This window comes from Frigoribacterium sp. AC759, assembly GCF_979256015.1.
Genome location: NZ_CEEDMT010000021.1, coordinates 1 through 21336, shown reverse-complemented (window position 1 = coordinate 21336; position 21336 = coordinate 1). Strand labels below are relative to the sequence as shown.

Annotated in this window: 19 protein-coding genes and 2 tRNA genes; 2 read left to right on the top strand and 19 right to left on the bottom strand. The window is 71.1% G+C overall.

Translation table 11 applies throughout. From position 1 onward, the window contains the following. Window positions 1-43 precede the first annotated feature (43 nt). The 6 genes from ACZ6JE_RS12455 to ACZ6JE_RS12430 all read right to left on the bottom strand — a co-directional run bounded on the left by ACZ6JE_RS12455 (window position 44) and on the right by ACZ6JE_RS12430 (window position 5092). Window positions 44-676, bottom strand: coding sequence for an FMN reductase (locus tag ACZ6JE_RS12455; RefSeq protein ID WP_464319143.1), 633 nt, complete (start codon window positions 674-676; stop codon window positions 44-46). Window positions 677-692: 16 nt separating this feature from the next. After that, window positions 693-1811 carry an LLM class flavin-dependent oxidoreductase gene (locus ACZ6JE_RS12450; protein WP_464319142.1) on the bottom strand — a complete coding sequence of 373 codons (1119 nt, stop codon included), beginning with the start codon at window positions 1809-1811 and terminating at the stop codon, window positions 693-695. 552 nt (window positions 1812-2363) lie between these two features. After that, window positions 2364-2690 (bottom strand): hypothetical protein, encoded by a 327-nt coding sequence (locus ACZ6JE_RS12445; protein WP_464319141.1) that lies wholly within the window; start codon window positions 2688-2690, stop codon window positions 2364-2366. Window positions 2691-2745: 55 nt separating this feature from the next. Then, window positions 2746-2819: transfer RNA gene (locus tag ACZ6JE_RS12440), tRNA-Ile, on the bottom strand. 33 nt (window positions 2820-2852) lie between these two features. Beyond that, window positions 2853-4103 (bottom strand): glycosyltransferase, encoded by a 1251-nt coding sequence (locus ACZ6JE_RS12435; protein WP_464319140.1) that lies wholly within the window; start codon window positions 4101-4103, stop codon window positions 2853-2855. A 74-nt stretch (window positions 4104-4177) separates the two neighbouring features. Further along, a complete protein-coding gene (locus ACZ6JE_RS12430; RefSeq protein WP_192057917.1) occupies window positions 4178-5092 on the bottom strand; it encodes a DMT family transporter in 915 nt (304 codons plus the stop codon). A 41-nt stretch (window positions 5093-5133) separates the two neighbouring features. Here ACZ6JE_RS12430 and def point away from each other — a divergent pair, with 41 nt between their 5' ends. Then, window positions 5134-5700: a peptide deformylase gene (def, locus tag ACZ6JE_RS12425; RefSeq protein WP_320478521.1), complete on the top strand. Its 567-nt coding sequence runs from the start codon at window positions 5134-5136 to the stop codon at window positions 5698-5700. Window positions 5701-5849: 149 nt separating this feature from the next. Here the strand turns inward: def and ACZ6JE_RS12420 are convergent. The 10 genes from ACZ6JE_RS12420 to dusB form a co-directional block, all read right to left on the bottom strand. Beyond that, window positions 5850-5922, bottom strand: a tRNA-Asn gene (locus ACZ6JE_RS12420). A 90-nt stretch (window positions 5923-6012) separates the two neighbouring features. Continuing rightward, entirely contained in the window at window positions 6013-6969 is a 957-nt protein-coding gene (locus tag ACZ6JE_RS12415) for an NAD(P)-dependent oxidoreductase (RefSeq protein WP_464319139.1), read from the bottom strand. A gap of 38 nt (window positions 6970-7007) precedes the next feature. Then, entirely contained in the window at window positions 7008-7859 is an 852-nt protein-coding gene (locus tag ACZ6JE_RS12410; protein ID WP_464319138.1) for an ATP-binding cassette domain-containing protein, read from the bottom strand. After that, on the bottom strand, window positions 7859-9532 hold the full coding sequence (locus ACZ6JE_RS12405) for a dipeptide ABC transporter ATP-binding protein (protein WP_464319151.1): 1674 nt from the start codon (window positions 9530-9532) through the stop codon (window positions 7859-7861). Before ACZ6JE_RS12405 ends, ACZ6JE_RS12410 begins: the two co-directional genes overlap by 1 nt. A gap of 101 nt (window positions 9533-9633) precedes the next feature. After that, window positions 9634-10665, bottom strand: a complete 1032-nt coding sequence (locus tag ACZ6JE_RS12400; RefSeq protein ID WP_464319137.1) for an ABC transporter permease — start codon at window positions 10663-10665, stop codon at window positions 9634-9636. A 2-nt stretch (window positions 10666-10667) separates the two neighbouring features. Next, the gene (locus ACZ6JE_RS12395) at window positions 10668-11765 is read right to left on the bottom strand and encodes an ABC transporter permease (protein ID WP_192057923.1); all 1098 of its coding nucleotides are present in this window, start codon (window positions 11763-11765) and stop codon (window positions 10668-10670) included. 120 nt (window positions 11766-11885) lie between these two features. Continuing rightward, window positions 11886-13508 (bottom strand): ABC transporter substrate-binding protein, encoded by a 1623-nt coding sequence (locus tag ACZ6JE_RS12390; RefSeq protein WP_320478525.1) that lies wholly within the window; start codon window positions 13506-13508, stop codon window positions 11886-11888. 319 nt (window positions 13509-13827) lie between these two features. Then, window positions 13828-15735 carry a DNA primase gene (dnaG, locus tag ACZ6JE_RS12385; protein WP_464319136.1) on the bottom strand — a complete coding sequence of 636 codons (1908 nt, stop codon included), beginning with the start codon at window positions 15733-15735 and terminating at the stop codon, window positions 13828-13830. A 75-nt stretch (window positions 15736-15810) separates the two neighbouring features. Then, window positions 15811-17097, bottom strand: a complete 1287-nt coding sequence (locus ACZ6JE_RS12380) for a deoxyguanosinetriphosphate triphosphohydrolase (protein WP_320480192.1) — start codon at window positions 17095-17097, stop codon at window positions 15811-15813. A gap of 61 nt (window positions 17098-17158) precedes the next feature. Next, window positions 17159-18316 (bottom strand): tRNA dihydrouridine synthase DusB, encoded by a 1158-nt coding sequence (dusB, locus tag ACZ6JE_RS12375; protein WP_464319135.1) that lies wholly within the window; start codon window positions 18314-18316, stop codon window positions 17159-17161. Between the two features lie 15 nt (window positions 18317-18331). Between dusB and ACZ6JE_RS12370 the strand changes: the two genes are divergently transcribed. Next, window positions 18332-18805, top strand: a complete 474-nt coding sequence (locus ACZ6JE_RS12370) for an aminoacyl-tRNA deacylase (RefSeq protein ID WP_464319134.1) — start codon at window positions 18332-18334, stop codon at window positions 18803-18805. A gap of 39 nt (window positions 18806-18844) precedes the next feature. On the opposite strand, the gene ACZ6JE_RS12365 is transcribed toward ACZ6JE_RS12370, so the two are convergent. From ACZ6JE_RS12365 to ACZ6JE_RS12355, 3 genes are all read right to left on the bottom strand, one after another. Next, the gene (locus tag ACZ6JE_RS12365) at window positions 18845-19039 is read right to left on the bottom strand and encodes a hypothetical protein (protein WP_464319133.1); all 195 of its coding nucleotides are present in this window, start codon (window positions 19037-19039) and stop codon (window positions 18845-18847) included. Continuing rightward, on the bottom strand, window positions 19036-19671 hold the full coding sequence (locus ACZ6JE_RS12360) for a DsbA family oxidoreductase (protein ID WP_464319132.1): 636 nt from the start codon (window positions 19669-19671) through the stop codon (window positions 19036-19038). Before ACZ6JE_RS12360 ends, ACZ6JE_RS12365 begins: the two co-directional genes overlap by 4 nt. Window positions 19672-19803: 132 nt before the next feature. Then, window positions 19804-20445: a hypothetical protein gene (locus tag ACZ6JE_RS12355; protein WP_464319131.1), complete on the bottom strand. Its 642-nt coding sequence runs from the start codon at window positions 20443-20445 to the stop codon at window positions 19804-19806. Window positions 20446-21336 lie beyond the last annotated feature (891 nt).

Below are 21336 nucleotides of genomic sequence, written 5' to 3'. Positions count from 1 at the left end.
TCGTCTGCGGGTCCAACACGGCGCACCGTGCGGGCATGCCCGCTCAGAGCGGATCGTCGCCGGCGAGTCGGCTCAGCTGCTGCTCGAAGGGCACGACGTCGGCGAACGGGTCGCCGCGCTCGGTCGAGCGCATCGCGACGAGGTCGGCGAACTCGCCGGCGGCGCGGCTCACCCGCTCGGGCAGCCCCGTCGTCGTCTCGTCGCCGGCACCCCAGTCCTCGGACGCCGCGAACACCGACGTCGGAACGACCACGGACCTCAGGTACGAGAAGAGCGGCCGGAGCGCATGATCCAGCACGAGCGAGTGCCGGGCCGTGCCCGCGGTCGCCCCGACGAGGACCGGCGTGCCGGCCAGCGCCTCCTTGTCGATCACGTCGAAGAACGACTTGAAGAGTCCGCTGTACGACGCGGTGAACACCGGGGTCACCGCGATGAGGCCGTCCGCCCGGGTGACCCGGTCGATCACGCCGGCCAGCGCCTCCGAGGCGAACCCCGTCAGCATCGCGTCGGTGATCTCGTGCGCGAGGTCCCTCAGCTCGACCACCTCGAACTCGGCGGGGACGCCCGACTCGAGCATCGACCGGGCGGTCGCCTCGGCGAGACGGTCCGCCAGGAGGCGCGTGGAGGAGGGCTGACCCAGCCCCGCGGAGACGACGACGATGTTCTTGGATGCCATGGTGCGCCTCCTCGGCTCAGCGGGTGGCGACGGCCGGAGCCGCCGCCGCGACGTCGACCGCCCCGTCGGCACGGGCCAACCGGGCGGCGTGGGTCGGTGCGTCGGGCACGTGCTCGGGGCGGTTCGTCGCGAACTCGCGCCGCAGCACCGGGACGACCTCCTCGCCGAGGATGTCCAGCTGATCGAGCACCGTCTGCAGGGGCAGCCCCGCGTGGTCGATCAGGAACAGCTGGCGCTGGTAGTCGCCGACGTAGTCGCGGAAGGCGAGGGTCTTGTCGATGACCTCCTGCGGGCTCCCGACCGTCAGCGGCGTCTGCGACGTGAAGTCCTCGAGGCTCGGCCCGTGGCCGTAGACCGGCGCGGAGTCGAAGTAGGGGCGGAAGGCGCGGACGGCGTCCTGCGAGTTCTTCGCCAGGAAGACCTGGCCGCCGAGACCCACGATCGCCTGGTCGGCACGACCGTGACCGTGGTGCTCGTAGCGCGAGCGGTAGAGCTCGACCATCTGCTTCGTGTGCGAGGCCGGCCAGAAGATGTGGTTGGCGAAGAACCCGTCGCCGTAGAACGCCGCCTGCTCGGCGATCTCGGGGCTGCGGATCGACCCGTGCCAGACGAAGGGCGGCACGCCGTCGAGCGGGCGCGGCGTCGACGTGAAGCTCTGCAGCGGGGTGCGGAAATGGCCCTTCCAGTCGACGACGTCCTCGCGCCACAGGCGGTGCAGCAGCGCGTAGTTCTCGATGGCGAGGTTGATGCCCTGGCGGATGTCCTTGCCGAACCAGGGGTAGACGGGGCCCGTGTTGCCGCGACCCAGCGTCAGGTCGACGCGGCCGCCGGCGAGGTGCTGGAGCAGCGCGAAGTCCTCGGCGATCTTGACCGGGTCGTTCGTCGTGATCAGCGTCGTCGCGGTGCTGAGGATGATCCGCTCGGTCTGCGCCGCGATGTAGGCGAGCAGCGTCGTGGGGCTCGAGTTGACGAAGGGCGGGTTGTGGTGCTCGCCCGCGGCGTAGACGTCGAGGCCGACCTCCTCGGCCTTCTTGGCGATCGCGACCATCGCGAGCAGGCGCTCGTGCTCGGTGGGCGTGCGGCCCGTGGTGGGATCTGGCGTGATGTCTCCGACGGAGAAGATTCCGAACTGCATGCGGACCACCTTAGCTGTTGTTCATGCGTTTGTATGCACTTGGGGGAACGGCGGGGCGCGGTGGAACATTCCCGCGGGTGCGTCGGCTGCGCTCCGGGTCGGCAACTCCTCACCTGTGCGCGCGGGCGGGGCTGGGCGGCCTGTGCTGGCGTGGCGCGCGGCACGGAAGAGGAGTTGCCGACGCGCCGGGCCGACGGACTGCGCCAGGCGGGAAAGAGAGGAGGAGTCGCCGATGCGCCCGGTCGCGGGGCCGCGCCGTCGGGAACTCCTGCCCCGTACCGAGGCAGGGGTCGGGACCCGAGCGGATGCGGCGCCACGCGGCAAAGAGGAGGAGTTACCGACCCCGGCAAGGCTGCAAGCAAGCGGGAGCGGGACGGGACACAGCTTGGACGGGCCCGACCGCGGGAGGGCGGGCCGGCGCGGGCGCAGGCGCGGGCCGGCGGGCCGGGCCAGCGCGGGCGCAGGCGCGGGCCGGCGGGCCGGGCCAGCGCGGGCGCGGGCGCGGGCCGGCAGACGGCCAGCGAGCGGACCGGCTGGCCGGTTCGGGCGGGCTCAGGCGAGGGGCGCCAGGCGGAGGAACTTCTCGGCGACGGAGGCCGAGCCGACGGGCCCCTCGCCGTCGCGGTCCAGCTGGGGCGAGTCGAACTCGACGAGCCAGGTGCGCGCCGAGCCGCCGATCGCCGAGACGCCCTGCCAGGCCGAGCCCCCGGCGCGGACGATGATGCCGGTGGGCCCGTAGGGGAACGGCGTGCCCGCGTCCTCGTCGGAGTCGAGCACGTACACCTGGGCGCCCACGCCGATGCGAGGAGCGGCCGGCAATCCCCCCGGAGAGGAGGAGTCGTCGCTGGCAGGGGTGTCGCGTGTCCGTCGGGTGAACATGCACACATGTTGGCATGCCCGACCGGGTGCCGACCGACCGTCGGGGGTCGTGTCGTAGGGCGGACGGGACTTGAACCCGTGACCGATCGATTATGAGTCGACTGCTCTAACCGGCTGAGCTACCGCCCCGTGCCGACCGACCGCCCAGGAGGCGCGGGTCGATCAGGCGTCGGCGGCCGAGGCCACCGGTTCCCCACGATACAGCGACTCGAAGACGCTCACCGTCCGCTGGATGTCGTGTCCCTCGATGACCTGCAGGCTCGCCCGTCGCATCGCGAGGTACTCGTCGTCGCCCGCCGTGAGCACGCGGGTCAGCTTGTCGGCCAGGTCGCGGCTGTCGCCCGGCCTGAAGAGGTAGCCGTTGACCCCCTCGTCGACGAGGTGCGGCAGCGCCATGGCGTCGGCGACGACGAGCGGGAGACCGGACGCCATAGCCTCGAGGCTCGCGATGCTCTGCAGCTCGGCCACCGACGGCATGGCGAAGACGGTCGCATCCGTGAGGGTGCGCCGCAGCTCGGCGTCCGACAGGTAGCCGGCGAAGGTGACGCGCTCGGCGAGGCCCAGCTCGACGGTCATCAGCTGCAGCTGCTTGAGCAGGTCGCCGCCGCCCACGATGGTGAGTCGCGCGTCGAGTGCGGGGTCGAGCAGGGTCATGGCCTTCAGCAGCACGTCGATCTGCTTCTCGGCCGTGACCCGACCGACGAAGACCACCCGGTTCGCGGCGGGTCGGTCGTCGCGTGCCGTGTAGTCGGCGGCCTCGATGCCGCACGACACGGCCAGCACGCCGGTGACGGCGACCGACCGCTCGAGGAACGCCGCGGCCCGCCTGGTCGGCGTCGTGATCGCCGCGACGTGCGTGTAGGTCTTCGCCGCGTCCCGCCAGGCGAGCTTGACGGCCGTCGCCCGGAGGAAGTGCGGCAGCCCGGTGTGCTCGAGGAGGTTCTCGGGCATGAAGTGGTTGGTGGCGATGACCCGGATGCCGCGGCGGTTGGCGACCCGGACGACGGCGCGACCGATCACGATGTGCGACTGGATGTGCACGACGTCGGGTCGGATCTGCTCGATGATGCGCTCGGCGTTGGGCTCGGCACGCCACGGCGTCGCGAAGCGCAGCCAGTCGTGGAGGGGCCAGCGCGTCGAGTACAGCCGGTGGACGGTCAGGGTCACGCCGTCGTGCTGCTCGAGGAACGTCCCGTGGTGGCGGTCGGCGGCCGGGCAGATGACGTGCACGTCGTGCCCGCGGCCCGCCAGGCCGACGGCGAGTCGCTCGGCGAAGTTGGCGGCGCCGTTGACGTCGGGCGGGAACGTGTCCGCCGCGATCAGCACGGTGAGGCGCGGCGCGGTGTCGCCGCCGCCCGGACCGGTCGCGTTCTCGTCGCGGGGTTCGGGGGCGTGGTCTGGGGCGGGTGTCACGTGTCGTGGCGTCCTTGTGCTCGTGGTTCGCTGGTGCCCCGCCGATGGCGTCTGCGGCGCGGGACCACGGTAGCTCAGCTTCGCTTGGCGGGCTGGTATTTGGCGAGCTGGAACACGCCGTAGACGGCGATCGCACCCGCGACGAGGAAGAGCGCGACGGCGTAGCCGGGTGCGTTCGCCGCCTCGCCGAGCACCACGATGCCGATGGTGACCGCGACGATGGGGTCGACCACCGTCAGTCCGGCGATCACGAGGTCGGGCGACCCCGACGAGTAGGCGTTCTGCACGAAGTACCCGCCGAGGGCCGCCGCTGCGAGGAGCATGACGATGCAGACGATGCTCAGACCGTCGAAGTTGCCGGCGAACACCCGGTTCAGCACGACCTTCGCGAGCGTGGCGACGAAGCCGTAGAGCACCCCGGCGCCGATGATGTAGAACAGCGCGCTGCGTCGGTGCCGCAGAGCGACGAAGGCGACGGCGAGGACGGCGCCCACGACGAGCAGGATGACGAGCACGGTGATCAGCTGATCGGTCGTGATCTCCGTCTCGATGGCGGTGAACGCGGCCACCGTGGCGAAGAGGCCGATGCCGCCGACGCAGATCGCGATCGACCGCTTGATGCGCCCCGACAGCCGCCGCCCGGTCGACCGGGCGTTGAGCACCGCGGTGATCACGAGCGCGACGGCCCCGAGCGGCTGCACCACGAGCAGCGGGGCGACCCGCAGACTCGTCAGCTGGAACACCACGGCCAGCCCCAGCATCAGCGTGCCCATCACCCACGACGGTCGACCGATGAGTGCGAGCACCTGGCGGACGCTCATCCCGCCGCGCGACGCCCCGAGTCGCGTCTCGACCTTGGCGACGCCGCGATGCTGCAGCTGCGCGCCGATCGAGAGGAACACGGCGCCGATCAGGGCGATGGGGATCCCCAGCGCCTGGAACGGGGTCAACGAGACCTGCTCGGTCAGATCGCTGAGGTTCGGGCTCACGGCGTCCACGGTAGCGGGCCGCCGCTCAGTAGGCTGGACGAATGGCCGTTCGCCCCATCACCATCACGGGTGACCCCGTGCTGCACTCCCCCGCCTCCGACGTCGCCGAGATCGACGACGCGATCCGCACCCTCGTCGCCGACATGTTCGAGACCATGGACGCCGCCCCCGGCGTCGGACTCGCCGGTCCGCAGGTCGGTGTCGGCCTCCGGCTCTTCGTCTTCTCGTGGACGGACGACGACGGCGACGACTGGCGCGGCGTCGCGATCAACCCCACCCTCTGGCAGACCCCCCTCTCGATCGAGCCGCTCGACGACGACGACGAGTCGGAGGGCTGCCTGTCGGTTCCCGGCGAGCGGTTCCCGCTGCGTCGAGCCGAGGGGGTCATCCTCCGTGCGACCGACCTCGAGGGCGACGAGTACGAGATCGAGGCGCACGGCTGGCTCGCCCGCATCTTCCAGCACGAGTTCGACCACCTCGACGGCGTGCTGTACACCGACCGGCTCGAGCACCCGTTCCACAAGGCGGCCGCGAAGGCCGTCAAGAAGGCCGGCTGGGGCTCCCCCGGTCGCACCTGGCTGCCCGGCGTCGATCACCCCGAAGACTGATCGGCCGAGAACCACCGGGCGAGAGCCCCGAGGAGGCGCGCGACGGCACCAGCCGGACCGCGCCTCCTCGGCGTCGCCGGCTCGAAAAACCCCGTAGCCGACGTGAGGGCATGAGAAAAGGCCCAGAGGGTGGAGCCTCTGGGCCTTCGCTCCCCGACTTGGACTCGAACCAAGAACCTGCCGGTTAACAGCCGGCTGCTCTGCCAATTGAGCTATCGAGGAATGGCAACTGCGTCAGACCGGAGCCTTCGACAGCGGACCCAACTGTAGCAAAGATTCGGGGGCGCATCGAACACGACGCGCCCCCGGGTCTCAGTAGCCGTCGGCCGGGTCGACGACCCCGGCGAAATCGCCGTCGCCGAGCAGTGCCCGCACGTTGTGCGTGATGCGCTCGGCGAGCAGCGGTGCCGTCATCTCGGGAGTGTCCGCCTGGTGCGGCGTCACGATGACCCGGGGGTCGCCCCAGAGCGGGTGACCGTCGGGCAGCGGCTCGGGCGCTGTCACGTCGACGCCCGCACCCCAGATCCGCTCGGCGCGGACGGCCTCGACCAGCGCCTCCGTGTCGACCAGATCGCCCCGTGCGATGTTAACCACCACCGCGGTCGGCTTGAGCGATGCGAGACGCCGGCCGTCGAGCAGCCGCGACGTGCCCGACGTCGCCGCCGCCGCCAGCACGACGACGTCGGCCTCGGGCAGCACCTCGTCGATGCGGTCGACCGTGACGGTGCGTTCGACGCCCTCGACGGGCGTCTCGCCGCGACGGACGATCGTCACGCGGGTCTCGAAGGGCCCCAGCAGACGGACGAGTTCGAGCGCGATGCCCCCGGCGCCCACGATCACGACGTTCTTGCCGTAGAGCGACAGCCCGCGCTGCTCGGTCTGCCAGCTCGTCGCCTGCACGCGCGACGGCACGACCCGCAGCAGCGAGAGCACGAGCATGAGCGCGTGCTCGGCGACGGGCTCCGAGAAGGCGCCCTTCGCGCTCGTCCAGAGTGGTCGCGGCGAGTCGGCGTAGCGGGCGAGCAGCTCGGAGAACGCGTCGACGCCCGCGTAGGGCAGCTGCACCCACTCGATGCCCGGGTGCCGCTCGAGGGCCGCGGCGAGACCCTCGGGGTCGGTGTACGAGAGCCAGATCAGCCCCCGCGTCTCGTCGCCCAGGGGGACGACCGCGGCGCCCCCGGCGCGAACGGCGTCGACGAAGCGCGGATTCTCGCGCGGCGCCAGGCTGACGGGCCCGGGCGACGGTCGCCGGTCGGCCGGGAGGCTCACGGTGGTCGTCGTCGCCCGGTGACCCCGGGTCGGCGCCGTCACGACTGATCCCGTTCGTCGGGGCGGATGATGTCGATCGGCGTGGTCGTCGAGAGGACCTTCACGTACGGGTCGACCCCGTCGCGCAGCACCTCGTCGATGGCCCCGAGCCCGACGAGCCGCCCCGAGCGCATCACGGCGACGCGGTCGGTGATGGCCCGCGCCTCCGAGACGGACGACGTGACGACCAGCGCCGAGAACCGCCGGTCGCCGTGCAGGTTCCTGATGACGTCCAGCACCGCCTGCCGCACGAGCACGTCGACCCCGCGCGCGGGTTCGTCGGCCACGAGGAGGCGCGGCTCGAGCACCAGGGACCGCGCCAGGGCCACCCGCTGCCGCTGCCCGGAGCTCAGCTCCCAGGTCTGCTTGAGCATCGTGCCGAGCGGGAGGTGCACGGCGTCGATGAGGTCGGCGACGAGTCGGCCGGCCTCGGTGCGGTCGAACCGCTTGTCGCGCTGGTAGATGGGCTGGGCGATCGTCTCGCCGACGGTGAGGTCGGGGCTGAGCCGCTCGCCGTCGTCCTGGGCGAGATAGCCGACGGCACCCGAGAGACGGTCGCGCCGACGGGGCGACGATCGCAGCAGGTCGAGCCCGAACACGCGCGCGGCTCCCCCGACGATGCGCGGTCGACCCTCCGCCGGTCGCTCGGTGCCGACGAGCCCGGCCAGCGCCATGGCGAGCGTCGACTTGCCCGAGCCGCTCTCGCCGAGCACGGCCAGGATCTCGCCCGGCGCGATGGACAGCGTGACGCCGTCGACGGCCCGGACCGCCGGATGCCCGCTGCGCGCCGGGTACTCCAGCGAGAGGTCGTCGGTGGCGACCGGCGCGCCCATGTCGAGGTCGACGGCCATCAGGCGGCCCCTCCCGCGACGTCGCCGCGGGCCGCGGCGCGGTCGAGCTCGGCGAGCCGCTCGCGACGCGCGGCCTGCTCGATCGGATCGGGCACCGGCAGCGACGCCAGCAGGCGCTGCGTGTACGGGTGCTCGGGTGCGCCGAGCACCTGGTCGTTCGGCCCGCTCTCGATGAGGTCGCCGTGGTACAGCACGCCGATCCGGTCGGCGAGCATGTTGACGACGGCGAGGTCGTGGCTGATGAACAGCGCGGCGAAGCCGAGGTCGGTCTGCAGCTCTCGGAAGAGCTCGAGCACGCGCGCCTGCACCGAGACGTCGAGCGCGCTCGTCGGCTCGTCCGCGATCAGCAGCGCCGGCTCGAGGGCCAGCGACCGGGCGAGGCTCGCCCGCTGGCGCTGCCCGCCGCTGAGCTCGTGCGGGTAGCGGTCGCCGAACGCCTTGGGCAGCTGGACGGCCTCGAGCAGCTCGTCGACCCTCCGCCTGGCCGCTCGGGCGTCGCCCGCCCGGCCGTGCACGATCAGCGGCTCGGCGACGCACTCGGCGATGGTCAGCAGCGGGTTGAAGCTCGACGCAGGGTCCTGGAAGACGAAGCCGATCTCGGCGCGCTTGGGCTTGAAGTCGCGCTCGTGCACGCCGTTCATCTCGATGCCGAGCACGTCGAGCGAGCCGCCGGTCACCGGGGTCAGACCCGCGATGGCTCGGCCGATGGTGGTCTTGCCCGAGCCGCTCTCTCCGACGAGACCCAGCACCTCGCCACGGGCGATGGAGAAGTCGACGCCCTTGACGGCCCGGAAGCCGCCGCGCCCGAGACGGCCGGGGTACTCGATCTCGAGGCCCGTCGCCCGGACGACCACGTCGCGGTCGGCATCGGCCGCCTGGACCTGCGCTCCGCGCGACTCGAGTCGGGGCACCGACCCGAGCAGTCGGCGCGTGTAGTCGTCCTTCGGCGACGCGAACAGCTCGGCCGACGACGCCTGCTCGACGACCTTGCCGAGGTACATGACCGCGACCCGGTCGGCGAGGTCGGCCACGACCCCCATGTTGTGGGTGATCAGCACGATCGCGGTGCCGAACTCGTCGCGCAGGTCGCGCAGCAGGTCGAGGATCTCGGCCTGCACCGTGACGTCGAGCGCGGTGGTCGGCTCATCGGCCACGATGACCGAGGGGTTCAGAACGAGCGCCATCGCGATGACGACGCGCTGCTTCTGACCGCCCGAGAACTGGTGCGGGTAGTAGTCGACCCGCTTCTCGGGCTCGGGGATGCCGACGCGGCGGAGGATGTCGATGGCCCGACGCCGCGCCTCCTTCTTCTTGATCGCCCCGTGGGCGCGCAGCCCCTCGATGATCTGCCAGCCCACCGTGTAGACGGGGTTGAGGGCCGTCGAGGGCTCCTGGAAGACCATGGCGACGTCGCGACCGCGCATCGCGCGCATCGTCGACGGCGTCACCTCGAGGACGTTCCGCCCCGAGAGCAGCACCGCGCCGGTCGCGACGGCGGTCTCGGGCAGCAGACCGAGGATCGTCTTCGCGGTCACCGTCTTGCCGCTGCCGGACTCGCCGACGATGGCGAGCACCTCGCCGGCGCGGACGTCGAGCGTGACGCCCTGCACGGCCGCGACGTCGCCGCCGTCGGTCGCGAAGGTGACCTCGAGGCCGCTGATGCCGACCGCGATGTCGCGGGCCTCACGGGGCAGGCCGTGACCGGCGTGGCGGACCGGAGCCGCGCCTCCTCGGCCCGGACCGTCGGAGCGGCCCGTCGTGTCAGTCGTGTCGCTCACGCGGGGACCTCCTCGGCGGCGACCGCAGGGGTCGCCATGTCGTTCTTCGTCTTGCGGCGGGCCCGACGGCGGGTCCGGAGGCGCGGGTCGGCCAGGTCGTTCAGGCTCTCGCCCACGAGGGTGATGCCGAGCACCATGAGCACGATGGCGGCGCCCGGGAAGACGCCCGTCCACCAGATGCCGCTCGCGGTGTCGCTGAGCGCGCGGTTGAGGTCGTAACCCCACTCGGCCGCCGAGGTCGGCCCGATGCCGAACCCGAGGAACCCCAGCGCGGCGAGCGTGAGGATCGCCTCGGACGCGTTCAGCGTGAGGATGAGCGGCAGACTGCGCGTGGAGTTGCGCAGCACGTGCTTGAACATGATGCGCGGCGTGCTGCTGCCGACGACCTTCGCCGACTCGACGAAGGCCTCGCTCTTCAGCCGGACGGCCTCCGCCCGCACGACACGGAAGTACTGCGGCACGTAGACGACCGTGATCGAGATGCCGGCCGAGACGATCCCGCCCCAGAGGCTCGACTGACCGCCGCTGATCACGATCGAGACGACGATGGCGAGCAGCAGCGACGGGAAGGCGTAGACGGCGTCGGCGATGACGACGAGCACCCGGTCGAGCCAGCCGCCGAGGTAGCCCGAGACGAGACCGAGGGCCACGCCGATCGTGATCGAGAGCACGACGGCGACGACCACGACGGCGATCGCGGTGCGCGTGCCCCAGACCACCCGGCTGAAGACGTCGTAGCCGCCGACGGTCGTGCCCCAGAGGTGCATGGCCGACGGCGGGGCCTGACGGGTGAAGGTGCCCGCGTCGTCGCCGAGCTGGCCGAAGCCGTACGGGGCGATGAGCGGGGCGAACACGGCCGTGAGCAGGAAGACGGCGCAGATGACCACGCCCGCGACGAGCATGCCGCGCTGCAGGCCGACCGACCGGCGCAGCTGCGCGACGATCGGGAGGCGCTTCCAGAGCGGGGCGCGACGGTCGGCGAGGACGCCGGTTCCGGTGGTGCTGGAGGTGCTGCCGGAGTCGGTCATGGTCAGTACCTCACACGGGGGTCGATCAGGGCCGCGATGACGTCGACCAGGAAGTTCGTGACGGCGACGATCACCGCCAGGACGGCGACGATGCCCTGAACGGCGATGAAGTCGCGGGCCGAGAGGTACTGCTGCAGCTGGAAGCCGAGCCCACGCCAGCCGAACGTGGTCTCGGTCAGCACCGAGCCGCCGAGCAGCATCGCGATCTGCAGACCCATCACCGTGATGATCGGGATCAGCGCCGGCTTCAGGGCGTGCTTGCGCACCAGGCGGAGCTCGCTGACGCCGCGCGAGCGGGCCGCGTCGATGTAGTCGGAGCCCAGGGTGCCGATCACGTTCGTGCGCACCAGACGCAGGAAGATGCCGGCGGTGAGCAGTCCGAGGGTGAGGGCCGGGAGCACCGCGTGCGAGAGCACGTCGACGATGATCGTGCTGTTGCCGGTGCGCAGGGCGTCGATCAGGTAGATGCCCGTCGGGCTCTCGATCCGCCCGAGGGCGATGCCGACGCGCGTCGAGGCGCGACCGCCGAGCGGGAACCAGCCCAGCCAGACCGAGAACGTGAGCTTCAGCAGCAGACCCGCGAAGAACACCGGGGTGGCGTAGGCGAGGATCGCGAGGATGCGGAGGATCGCGTCGGGCCAGCGGTCGCGCACGTACGCGGCCAGCATGCCGAGCGGGATGCCGATCACCAGCGCGATGATCAGAGCGTAGAAGACGAGCTCGACGGTCGCCGAGCCGTAGGTCACGATGACCTCGCTGATCTGGCGGTTGTCGGTCGCGGTGGTGCCGAAGTCGAGCCGGACGATCTGACCGAGGTACTCGAGGTACTGGACGATGATCGGGCGGTCGTAGCCTGCGGCGGCGAGGCGCTCCTGCAGCTGGGCCTCGGTGAGGCGGCCCCCGACGGAGGCGGTGATCGGGTTCCCGACGACCCGCATCAGGAAGAAGACCAGGGTGACCAGGATGAACACGGTGGGGATGATGAGGAGCGCGCGGACCACGAGGTAGCGACCGAATCCTCCGCCGGGACGACGTCGTCGCACGGTGGGGTCGGGGGTGGGCGGCCCGCTCGCGAGGGGGGCCTCGATGAGCGACGTCACGGGGGGTGCCTTTCAGGGGTGAGGGCGACGCACGACGCACGAAAGGGCGTCCCGCACCATGGCGGGACGCCCCTCGCGTGTCAGGCGTCGTGGAACATGTTCGCTCGCGCGATCAACCGGTCAGCGGCTGAGCGCTGCGTAGCGGAACTTGAACGACGGGTCGAGCGTGTCGTCGACACCCTGCACGTCGCTCTGCGAGACGACGACCTGCGTGCCCTGCAGCAGCGGCAGCGTGGGCAGGTCGTTCGCGACGACGTCCTGGATCTGACCGATGATCTCGGTGCGGGCGGCCTCGTCGGACTCCGCGATCTCGGCGGCGAGCAGACCCTGCACCTGGGCGGAGTCGTAGTGGTTGCCCACGAAGTTGTCCTTCACGAAGAACGGCGACAGGTAGTTGTCGGCGTCCGAGAAGTCCGGGAACCAGCCGAGCTGGTACACGGGGTAGGCGTCTTCGCGGCGCTCGGTGCTGTAGGTGTCCCACAGGGTCGACTGCAGGTTGACCTCGAACAGGCCGCTGGCCTGCAGCTGCGTCTGGATCAACGCGTACTCCTCGTCGCTCGAGGCGCCGTAGTGGTCGGGGCTGTACTGGAGGTCGATCGAGACCGGGGTCTCGATGCCGGCCGCCGAGAGCTTCTCGGTCGCGGCGTCGACGTCGGGCCCGCCCTCGCCGTCGCCGTAGAGCGACTCGAGCGGCTTCGTCGCGCCGGTCAGGCCGTCGGGGACGACCGAGTAGAGCGGCGTGTACGTGTCGTTGTAGACCTCGCTCGCGAGAGCGTCGCGGTCGACCGTGTCGGCGATGGCCTGACGGACGGCCAGGGCCTTCTCGGCGTCGGCGTCGGTCTGCGTGGCACCGAAGGGCATCGTGTTCAGGTTGAACACCAGGTAGCGGATCTCGCCGCCGGGGCCGTTGTGCACCGTCAGAGCGTCGTCCTTCGCCAGGTCGGCGAGGTCGGTCGGGCTGAGGCTGCGGTTGGCGACGTCGACGTCGCCCTCCTGCACGGCGAGCTTCAGATCGGTCTCTTCGGTGTAGTAGGTCGCGAGGATCGAATCGGTCTTCGCCGCGCCGAGCACGCCGTCGTACGCGTCGTTCGCCTCGTAGGCGATCGTCTCGTTCTCGGAGTAGTCGGTGATCGAGTACTGACCCGAGAACGCGTCGGCCGCGACGATGTCGTCGGCGGGCGTCAGCTCGGTGGCCGAGAAGACCTCTTCGTCGACGATCGGCGACGCCGGGCTCGACAGGATCTGGGGCCAGGTCTGGTCGGCGCCGTTCAGCGTGAAGACGACGGTGCTGTCGTCGGGGGTCTCGACGCTCGCCAGGTTGCCGAGCAGCGACGACGGCCCGTTGGGGTCGGCGATCGCCAGCTGGCGGTCGAACGTGAACTTGACGTCGCTCGCGGTCAGCTCGTTGCCGTTCGCGAAGGTCAGGTCGGGCTTCATCGTGACCGTGTACGTGACCGGGTCGGTGAACTCGGCCGACTCGGCGAGGTCGGGCTCGACGTCGGGGCTGCCGTAGGGCGAGTTCATGAGGAACCCGAAGACCTGGTTCTGCACGGCGAACGAGCCGTTGTCGTACGAGCCGGCCGGGTCGAGGGAGGTGATGACGTCGGTCGTGCCGACGCTGATGCCGTCGAGAGCGGAGTCGGCGTCACCGCCCGAGGCGCAACCGGCGAGGATGAGGGTGGTGGCAGCGGCGCCACCGACGACGGCGAGTGCGCGTCGTCCGAGCTTGGAGTCGGATGTCATATCCGGTTACCTCTTTCTCTGTGTGCAAGGAGACCCCGCGGGCACGGCTGTGTTCGCGCCCGATTCGGGGTGGATCCATTGGTAACACACACCGGACTCGCGGCCCTACTCCTCGCGGAAGTGTTTACAGGCCCGCAATGAACCTTTGCCACGTGGTCCGCGTCGTGCTTTTCGGCCTGTTCAGAGCGTGGTTCGACGGGCGGGCGGATGTATGCGCATCCATGCTGCTGCCGCTGACGCTGTTGCTTCGGCTTCGGCTGCGGCTGCTGCCGCTGCCTCTGCCGCTGCCGCTGCCGCTGCCGCTGCCGCTGACGTCGGGCTACTCCTGCCGGACGACCCGGCGCTCGTCCTCGAGCTGGACGATGCGCAGCTGGATCTCGCGGTGACGCGCGGGGTCGGCCTTCGCGTCGGTGCGCAGCAGCTGGCCCATCGCCTCGGCCTTCTCGCGGAGGATGTCGCGCTCGACCAGCGACGAGACGATGCCGCGGCAGTACGTGGTGATCTCCCGACCCTCCCGCTCGGGGATCGGCGCGACGGCCAGCTCCTTCGCGAGGACGTCGAACGGCGCCGGCGTCTGGTCGAGCACGGCGTCCAGCCAGTCGCTCGCCTCGAGCCGGTCGAGACTGACGCCGATGGCGTCGCGGACCACCGAGAGCGCGCTGTTCTCGAGCCGGGCCCGGGCCGCACGCTGCATCAGCGTCAGACCGACGGCGGCCGGCTGCTGCAGCATCGCCATCAGGGCGTCGCGTTCGGTGCGGGTCGTCAGGTCGGACGGCAGAGTCAGCAGGGTCGGGCCCGCGGGCTCATCAGGCAGCGGCGGAAGACTCGTGATCGACTGCGGTCCGTCGGAGGCGTCGTGCGGCTTGGCGCGCTCGAGGGAGTTCTGGCTCGCCGTCGCCTTCGCGACCTCCTGATACGCCGCCACGACCTCGTCGGTGTCGACGCCCACCCACTTCGCCAGCATCCGCGCGTAGCCGCGCTGCAGCGACTGCTCGCGCATCGTCGCCAGCACCGGGGCACCGGCCCGGACCGCACCGGCACGACCTTCGACGGTCTCGAGGTCGAACTCGTCGACCACCCGACGGATCATGAACTCGAACAGCGGGCGCTTCGTCTCGACCAGACGGCGGACGGCGTCGTCGCCACGGTTGAGTCGCAGGTCGCACGGGTCGAGGCCGTCGGGGGCGACCGCGACGAACGTCTGGGCCGAGAAGCGCTGCTCTTCGGCGTAGGCCCGCGAGGCGGCGCGCTGCCCCGCCTCGTCGGGGTCGAACGTGAAGATGACCTCGCCGCTCGCCGAGGTGTGGGCCCCGCCGACGTCGCCCAGCATCGGCCGCAGCAGCTTGATGTGGTCGACGCCGAACGACGTGCCGCAGGTCGCGACGGCCGTCGTCACCCCCGCCAGATGGCAGGCCATCACGTCGGTGTAGCCCTCGACGATGACGACCTGCTTGCCCTTCGAGATGTCCCGGCGGGCAAGATCGAGACCGTAGAGCACCTGCGACTTGTGGTAGATCGGCGTCTCGGGTGTGTTGAGGTACTTGGGGCCCTTGTCGTCGTCGAGCAGACGCCTCGCCCCGAAGCCGATCGTCGAGCCCGTGACATCGCGGATCGGCCAGAGCAGACGACCCCTGAACCGGTCGTACGGACTGCGGTCGCCGCTGCTCAGCAGACCGGCCGCCACGAGCTCGTCGTCGCTGAAGCCGCGGCCCTTGAGGTGGCCGCGCAGGGCGTCGAACGACTTCGGCGCGAAACCGACCCCGAAGCGCTCCGCCGCGGCGGGGTCGAAGCCCCTCTCGCCGAGGAACCGCCTCGCGGGGTCGGCGTCGGACGCCGTCAGGTGCTCGACGAAGAACTCGCGCGCGCCCTCGTTCGCGGCGATGAGGCGCGCCCGGTTGCCGTGGTCGCTGGCCTGACCACCGTCTTCGTAGTGCAGCTCGAAGCCGATCTTCGACGCCAGACGCTCGACGGCCTCCTGGAAGGTCGTGTGGTCCATCTTCTGGACGAAGCTGAAGACGTCGCCGTCCTCACCGCAGCCGAAGCAGTGATATCGACCCACCTGCGGACGCACGTGGAAGCTGGGGCTGCGCTCGTCGTGGAACGGGCAGAGGCCCTTCATCGACCCGACACCGGCACCCTTCAGGGTGACGTGATCGGAGACCACGTCGACGATGTTCGTGCGCGAGCGGACCTCGTCGATGTCGTTTCGTTTGATCAGGCCGGGCACGTGTCGATTGTAGGTCGCGCGGCTGACACCGGCGGTCGCTCACGGGTGCCGACCCGTGCCTCCTCGGCTCGGGGGTCAGCTGGGGAGGACGAGTCGCGCATGCCAGGCGATGGCGCTCTGGTCGGTGAGCGAGGCCACCTGGTCGACGACGACGCGACGACGGGCGGAGTCGTCGGCGGCTACAGCCCAGTCGGCCGCGAACCCGGGGTCGAGCTCGGATGGCCCGGCCGCCCAGAGCGCGTCGGCGAGACCCGTCAGCAGCTCGCGCTGATTCTGGTAGATCGGCTGCCGCGTGCCGTGCGTCATGACGAAGGCCGCGACGATCCCCTTGAGGACGGCGATCTCGCCGATCACCTCGGGCGGCACCACCATGCTCGCGCTGAACCGGGTCAGACTCTTCTCGGAGTACGACTCGCGAGTCGACTGGGTCGCCGCACCGGCGAAACGACCGATCAGCTGGCTGGTCAGGTTCTTCAGCCGCGCCTGGTCGAGGCGCCCGCCGTCGTAGGAGTCGACCCAGAACGGCTGCGCGCGGAGGCGGTCGAACGCCTCGACGAGCTCGTCGCGACTGAGTTCGCCGCCGACCCACTCGTGCATGGCCGTCACGAGATCGTCGTGCCCGTCGCTCGAACCGAGCGTCGCGACGTCGACGTAGCCGTTCACCACGGCGTCCTCCAGGTCGTGCACCGAGTAGGCGATGTCGTCGCTGAGATCCATCACCTGGGCCTCGATGCAGCGGCGGCGGCGCGGCGCACCGGCCCGCAGCCAGCCGAACGCCTCGGTGTCGTCGTCGTAGAAGCCGAACTTCATCCGCCCGCCGGGGTCGGGCACGCCCTGCGCGGCGGGCCACGGGTACTTGCAGCTCGCGTCGAGGCTCGCCCGCGTCAGGTTCAACCCGTAGCTGCGGCCGGACTCGTCGATGACCTTCGGCTCGATGCGCGTCAGCAGTCGCAGGGTCTGGGCGTTGCCCTCGAAGCCGCCGATGCCGACGGACCAGTCGTTCAGCGCCTTCTCGCCGTTGTGCCCGAACGGCGGGTGCCCGAGGTCGTGCGCGAGGCAGGCCGTGTCGACCACGTCGGGGTCGAGACCGAGACTGGTCGCCAGCTCGCGACCGACCTGCGCGACCTCGAGCGAGTGGGTCAGCCGGTTGCGCGCGAAGTCGAGACCCGCGGTCGGGCTGAGCACCTGCGTCTTGGCCGCCAGACGCCGGAGCGCACTCGAATGCAGCAACCGCGCCCGATCGCGCGCGAAGTCGCTGCGCCGGTTCGAGTGCTGCTCGGGCAGCCACCGCTCGGAGTCGGCGGGCTCGTACCCCGCGGACGTGCTCGGGGCGGACTCGGTGGACGCGGCTTCGGTGGACACCGGGGCCTTTCGATCGGGAGGGGCGGAGGCGAAGGAGGCGCGGGTCGGGACCCTGCGCGGGTCACCCCCCGCTGTGGTGCAGCTCGGCAGCCGCCAGCTCGGCCTTGAACGCCTCGTCGAGGTCGCGGCTCTCGAGCCAGCGGTCGGGCAGCGCCGGACGCTTGGGGCTTCCGGCTCGACCCCGGGGGCCCTCCGCCGCCGCGCCCGGGTAGAGCTCGGCGGCGTCCATGGTGGCCAGCAGATCGTCGATCTCGGCCAGCGAGTCGGCGAGAGCGAGCGCCGAGCGCACCTCGCCGCCGACGGGATAGCCCTTGAAGTACCACGCGACGTGCTTCCGCATGTCGCGGCAGGCGCGGCCCTCGTCACCCGACCAGAACTCGACCATGAGCTCGGCGTGACGCCGGAAGGCCCGGCCGACCTCGCCGAGAGTGGGCTCGGCCTTCAGGTCTTCGCCCCGGAACGCCGCGGCCAAGTCGCCGAACAGCCACGGACGCCCGAGGCAGCCGCGCCCCACGACGACCCCGTCGCACCCGGTCTCGTCGACCATGCGGAGGGCGTCGGCGGCCGACCAGATGTCGCCGTTGCCGAGGATGGGGACGTCGGTGACGGTCTCCTTCAACGTGGCGATCGCCGACCAGTCGGCCGTGCCGGAGTAGAAGTCGGCCGCGGTGCGAGCGTGCAGGGCGATGCTCGCCACGCCGGCGCCCTGAGCGGCCTTGGCGGCCTCCAGGTACGTGAGGTGGTCGGAGTCGATACCCTTGCGCATCTTGATGGTCAGCGGGATGTCGCCCGCCGCCGACACCGCCCGCTCGACGATCTCGCGGAACAGACCCGTCTTCCAGGGGAGAGCGGAACCGCCGCCCTTGCGCGTGACCTTCGGGACGGGGCAGCCGAAGTTGAGATCGATGTGATCGGCGCGGTCTTCGGCCACGAGCATCGTGACCGCCTCGGCGACGGTGTTCGGCACGACGCCGTAGAGCTGGATGCTGCGCGGCGTCTCGGACTCGTGGTGCTGGATGAGACGCATCGACTCGGGCGTCCGCTCGACGAGCGCGCGGCTCGTGATCATCTCGCTCACGTAGAGACCGGCGCCGTACTCGCGGCACAGACGGCGATAGGCCGTGTTCGTGATGCCCGCCATCGGAGCGAGCACGACGGGCGAGGCGACCTCGATCGGACCGATCGACAGGCCACGGGAGGGCAGAGTGGAAATGGACATCGGTACGATTCTCCCATGAGCGACGGCGGACCGACAGGACGACAGCGGGTCAAGGTGGATGCCGCGGCGCACGGCGTGGCTGTGGAGGTCGTGTCGCGACCGGAGCCCGACAGTCTCGAGGCGGCGGATCTACTCGGGCTGACCCCGTCCGACATCGTCAAGAGCCTCGTCGTGAAACGACACGACGGCTCGTTCCTCTTCGCCCTGGTGCCCGGCGACCGTCAGATCTCATGGTCGAAGCTGCGCGCAGTCGTCGGCGTCAACAAGCTGTCGCTCCCGCGCCCCGAGATCGCCCTCGAGGCCACCGGTTACGAACGCGGCACCATCACACCCATCGGCAGCACGACGGCCTGGCCCGTCTACGCCGACGAGCGCATCGTCGGACTCCGCGTCGCCCTGGGCGCGGGCGAGCACGGCTACAGCGCGTTCGTCGACGCCGACGCCCTGATAGCCGGGTACGACGCGACCGTGGCGGACATCAGCGACTGACGCCGCGCCTCCTCGGCTGGCGACCTGGTCTCGTGCCGGTCAGCGGACGGGCAGCAGGCAGGCGTCGCCCTCGCAGGCCACCGCGTCGGGGGCGCCCAGCATGGTGAACGTCGACGCTGGGGTGCCCGCGGCCGGGGCCGCCGCCGCTGGGGTGGCCGCCGCTGGGGTGGCCGCCGCGGCAGACGGCTCCCCGCTCGACGGCGACTGCGGGGCTGTCGTGGCCCGGTCGGTCACGCTGAGACCTCCGCGCCCACCTGCTGGAGGGCCTGGAGGAACATCTCGGGCGCCTGGGCCCCCGAGATGCCGTACTTGCCTTCGAGCACGAAGAACGGGACCCCCGTGATGCCGAAAGCCTGCGCCTGGGCCTGGTCGGCTCGGACGTCGGGTTCGAAGCGCCCGTCGTCGAGGGCGGCACGGGCGGCGTCGGCGTCGAGACCGACCTCCGTGGCGAGGTCCACCAGCTCGTCGATGCGCCCGAGGTGGCGGCCCTCCTCGAAGTAGGCGGCGAGCAGGCGCTCCTTCATCTCCCGCTGCAGGCCGTTCGCCTTCGCGAAGTGCAGGAGCTCGTGCGCCTTGACGGTGTTCGTATGACGCAGCTTGCCGAAGTCGTACTGGAGACCCACCTCGGCGGCGATCCCGGTGACGTTGTCGAGCATCCCCCGCACCTGATCGGCGGGCATGCCCTTGTGGTCGGCGAGGAACTTCACCTCGTCACCCTCGAAGTCGACGGGGGTGTCGGGTGAGAGCTCGAACGAGTGGTACTCGACCTCGACGGGGCCGCCGTAGCGCGCCACCGCGTCTTCGAACTTGCGCTTGCCGATGAAGCACCAGGGGCAGGCGATGTCGGACCAGATGTCGACCTTCACGGCCCGGTTCTGCGTATCAGTCACACCCGCCGAACCATCGGGCCGCGCCCTGCATTCCCGCGCCGGGGCGCGCCCTGCATTCCCGCGCCGAGGCGCGCCCTGCTGCGGCTGCGCGCCCGGTGTCGCCGCCTTCTACGCCGAGGGGCCCGCCACCGCCGGCAGCCCCCGCCCGCCGCGCCACGGCGACTCCTGTCTGCGGCGCCGCCTGCTCCTGCCGAGGCGCCACTTCCTCCGGCCTCTCCCCGGCAGCACCCGCGGCAGAGAGGCCTCACCGACCTCGAAGCCATCGGGTGCCCGGAGGGGCTGCGACGCCAAGGCGTCGACGGCAGCCGCGACCAGGAGCCACCGGTCTCGAACCATCGAGGTGCTGGCACGCATCGGGAGGAATCCGGCGAGGATCATGGTCGCGTCTTTCAGGCGGTCCTTGTCGAAACGGGATGCGTGGGTCTCACGACCGTCCGTCTCGAGCGCCACCACCCCGTCGACGACGATGTCGATGCGCTCCCCACGGGGACCAACCGGCACCTGCCTCCGGATCTCTCGCCCGGCGAGCCGCAATCGCGTCCCCGCGGCGCTCTCCAGGATGCTCTCCGCCCGACCATCGCTCCATTCGGCGAGACCGGCTGCGTCGGCTCCCCTGCGCGACAGCACCTCCCGGGCATCGTCGTCGTCCACGAGAACGCCTCGCTGTCGGGCCCAATCGACGAGGATGACGGCGTCCTCCAGGCTGTCGGCCTCGACCACGGCCCGCGCGAGCGCGTCTCGGGGGTCCACCGACCAGGTCGTCCCGCGCGTCGAGAGCTCGACGGGATCCCAGGCCACCCTCACGCCCCTTCTGCGACGGAGTCGAGAGGCGGACTCTGGGACCGAGACGGTGATCTTCGGCCGATGCCACATCCACGCACCCAGTTGATGGAGCGCCGAGGCGCCGGTGAGTCGACCGCCTACGGCGACCGCGATGTACCGCGGGTCGTCCGGCTTCCAGGTCGAGTACCAGCCGCGCCTCGGTCTGCGGACTCCGCCGAAGCGGACAGCGGCGGTCAGGTGCCGGTCGGTGGCCCCTTCGGCGACGAGGGCGTGTTTGTGGAGTAGCCCGCCGTGAGCGGAGACGAGTTCGGCGATCGTGGTCATGACGCGATGCTGCTGCCGTGGCGGGCCTCAGTGCCCCGACTCAGCCCGCTGCTGTGGACGGAGTGCCGGGATGGGCGACTGTGGAGGACTCTCCGCGGGAGCAGCTCAGCGACGCGACCCCGATCCCGACCCGCCGGTCGGCAACTCCTGCTCGCTGCCGCTCGCCGGGGCGACACGCCGTTCGGCGGCGGCGTGAGCTGCACACAGGAGGAGTTGCCGACGCGAGATGCCGTCTCGGCGGGCGGGGCCGGACGCTCGCCCGGGGCTGTCGTTCGAGTTGCGGGTTCGTGCGCCCACTGCGCGGTCGGGATTCGGTTGGAAAGGGTTGCCGCCGCTTCGACAGCCTCCACCGTCGGCAACTCCTGCGTGTCGCGCGCGAAGCGCCGTCCTCGGTGGCTCGAGAGCCGCCGCGGCGCAGAAAGCAGGAGTTGCCGACACACGGGGCGGCGCCGGGCGGGGGTGGCGCCGGCAGCGGGCAGCGCTGCGCCGGCCGGAGGGCGGCGGGGCACCGGCCGCAGGGGCGGCAGGGGCACG

Coding starts and splice junctions, on each gene's coding strand:
- ACZ6JE_RS12455 (WP_464319143.1), bottom strand. CDS start 676: ATGGCATCCAAGAACATCGTCGTCGTCTCCGCGGGGCTGGGTCAGCCC.
- ACZ6JE_RS12450 (WP_464319142.1), bottom strand. CDS start 1,811: ATGCAGTTCGGAATCTTCTCCGTCGGAGACATCACGCCAGATCCCACC.
- ACZ6JE_RS12445 (WP_464319141.1), bottom strand. CDS start 2,690: ATGTTCACCCGACGGACACGCGACACCCCTGCCAGCGACGACTCCTCC.
- def (WP_320478521.1), top strand. CDS start 5,134: ATGGCCGTTCGCCCCATCACCATCACGGGTGACCCCGTGCTGCACTCC.
- ACZ6JE_RS12410 (WP_464319138.1), bottom strand. CDS start 7,859: ATGGCCGTCGACCTCGACATGGGCGCGCCGGTCGCCACCGACGACCTC.
- ACZ6JE_RS12400 (WP_464319137.1), bottom strand. CDS start 10,665: ATGACCGACTCCGGCAGCACCTCCAGCACCACCGGAACCGGCGTCCTC.
- ACZ6JE_RS12390 (WP_320478525.1), bottom strand. CDS start 13,508: ATGACATCCGACTCCAAGCTCGGACGACGCGCACTCGCCGTCGTCGGT.
- dusB (WP_464319135.1), bottom strand. CDS start 18,316: ATGTCCATTTCCACTCTGCCCTCCCGTGGCCTGTCGATCGGTCCGATC.
- ACZ6JE_RS12370 (WP_464319134.1), top strand. CDS start 18,332: ATGAGCGACGGCGGACCGACAGGACGACAGCGGGTCAAGGTGGATGCC.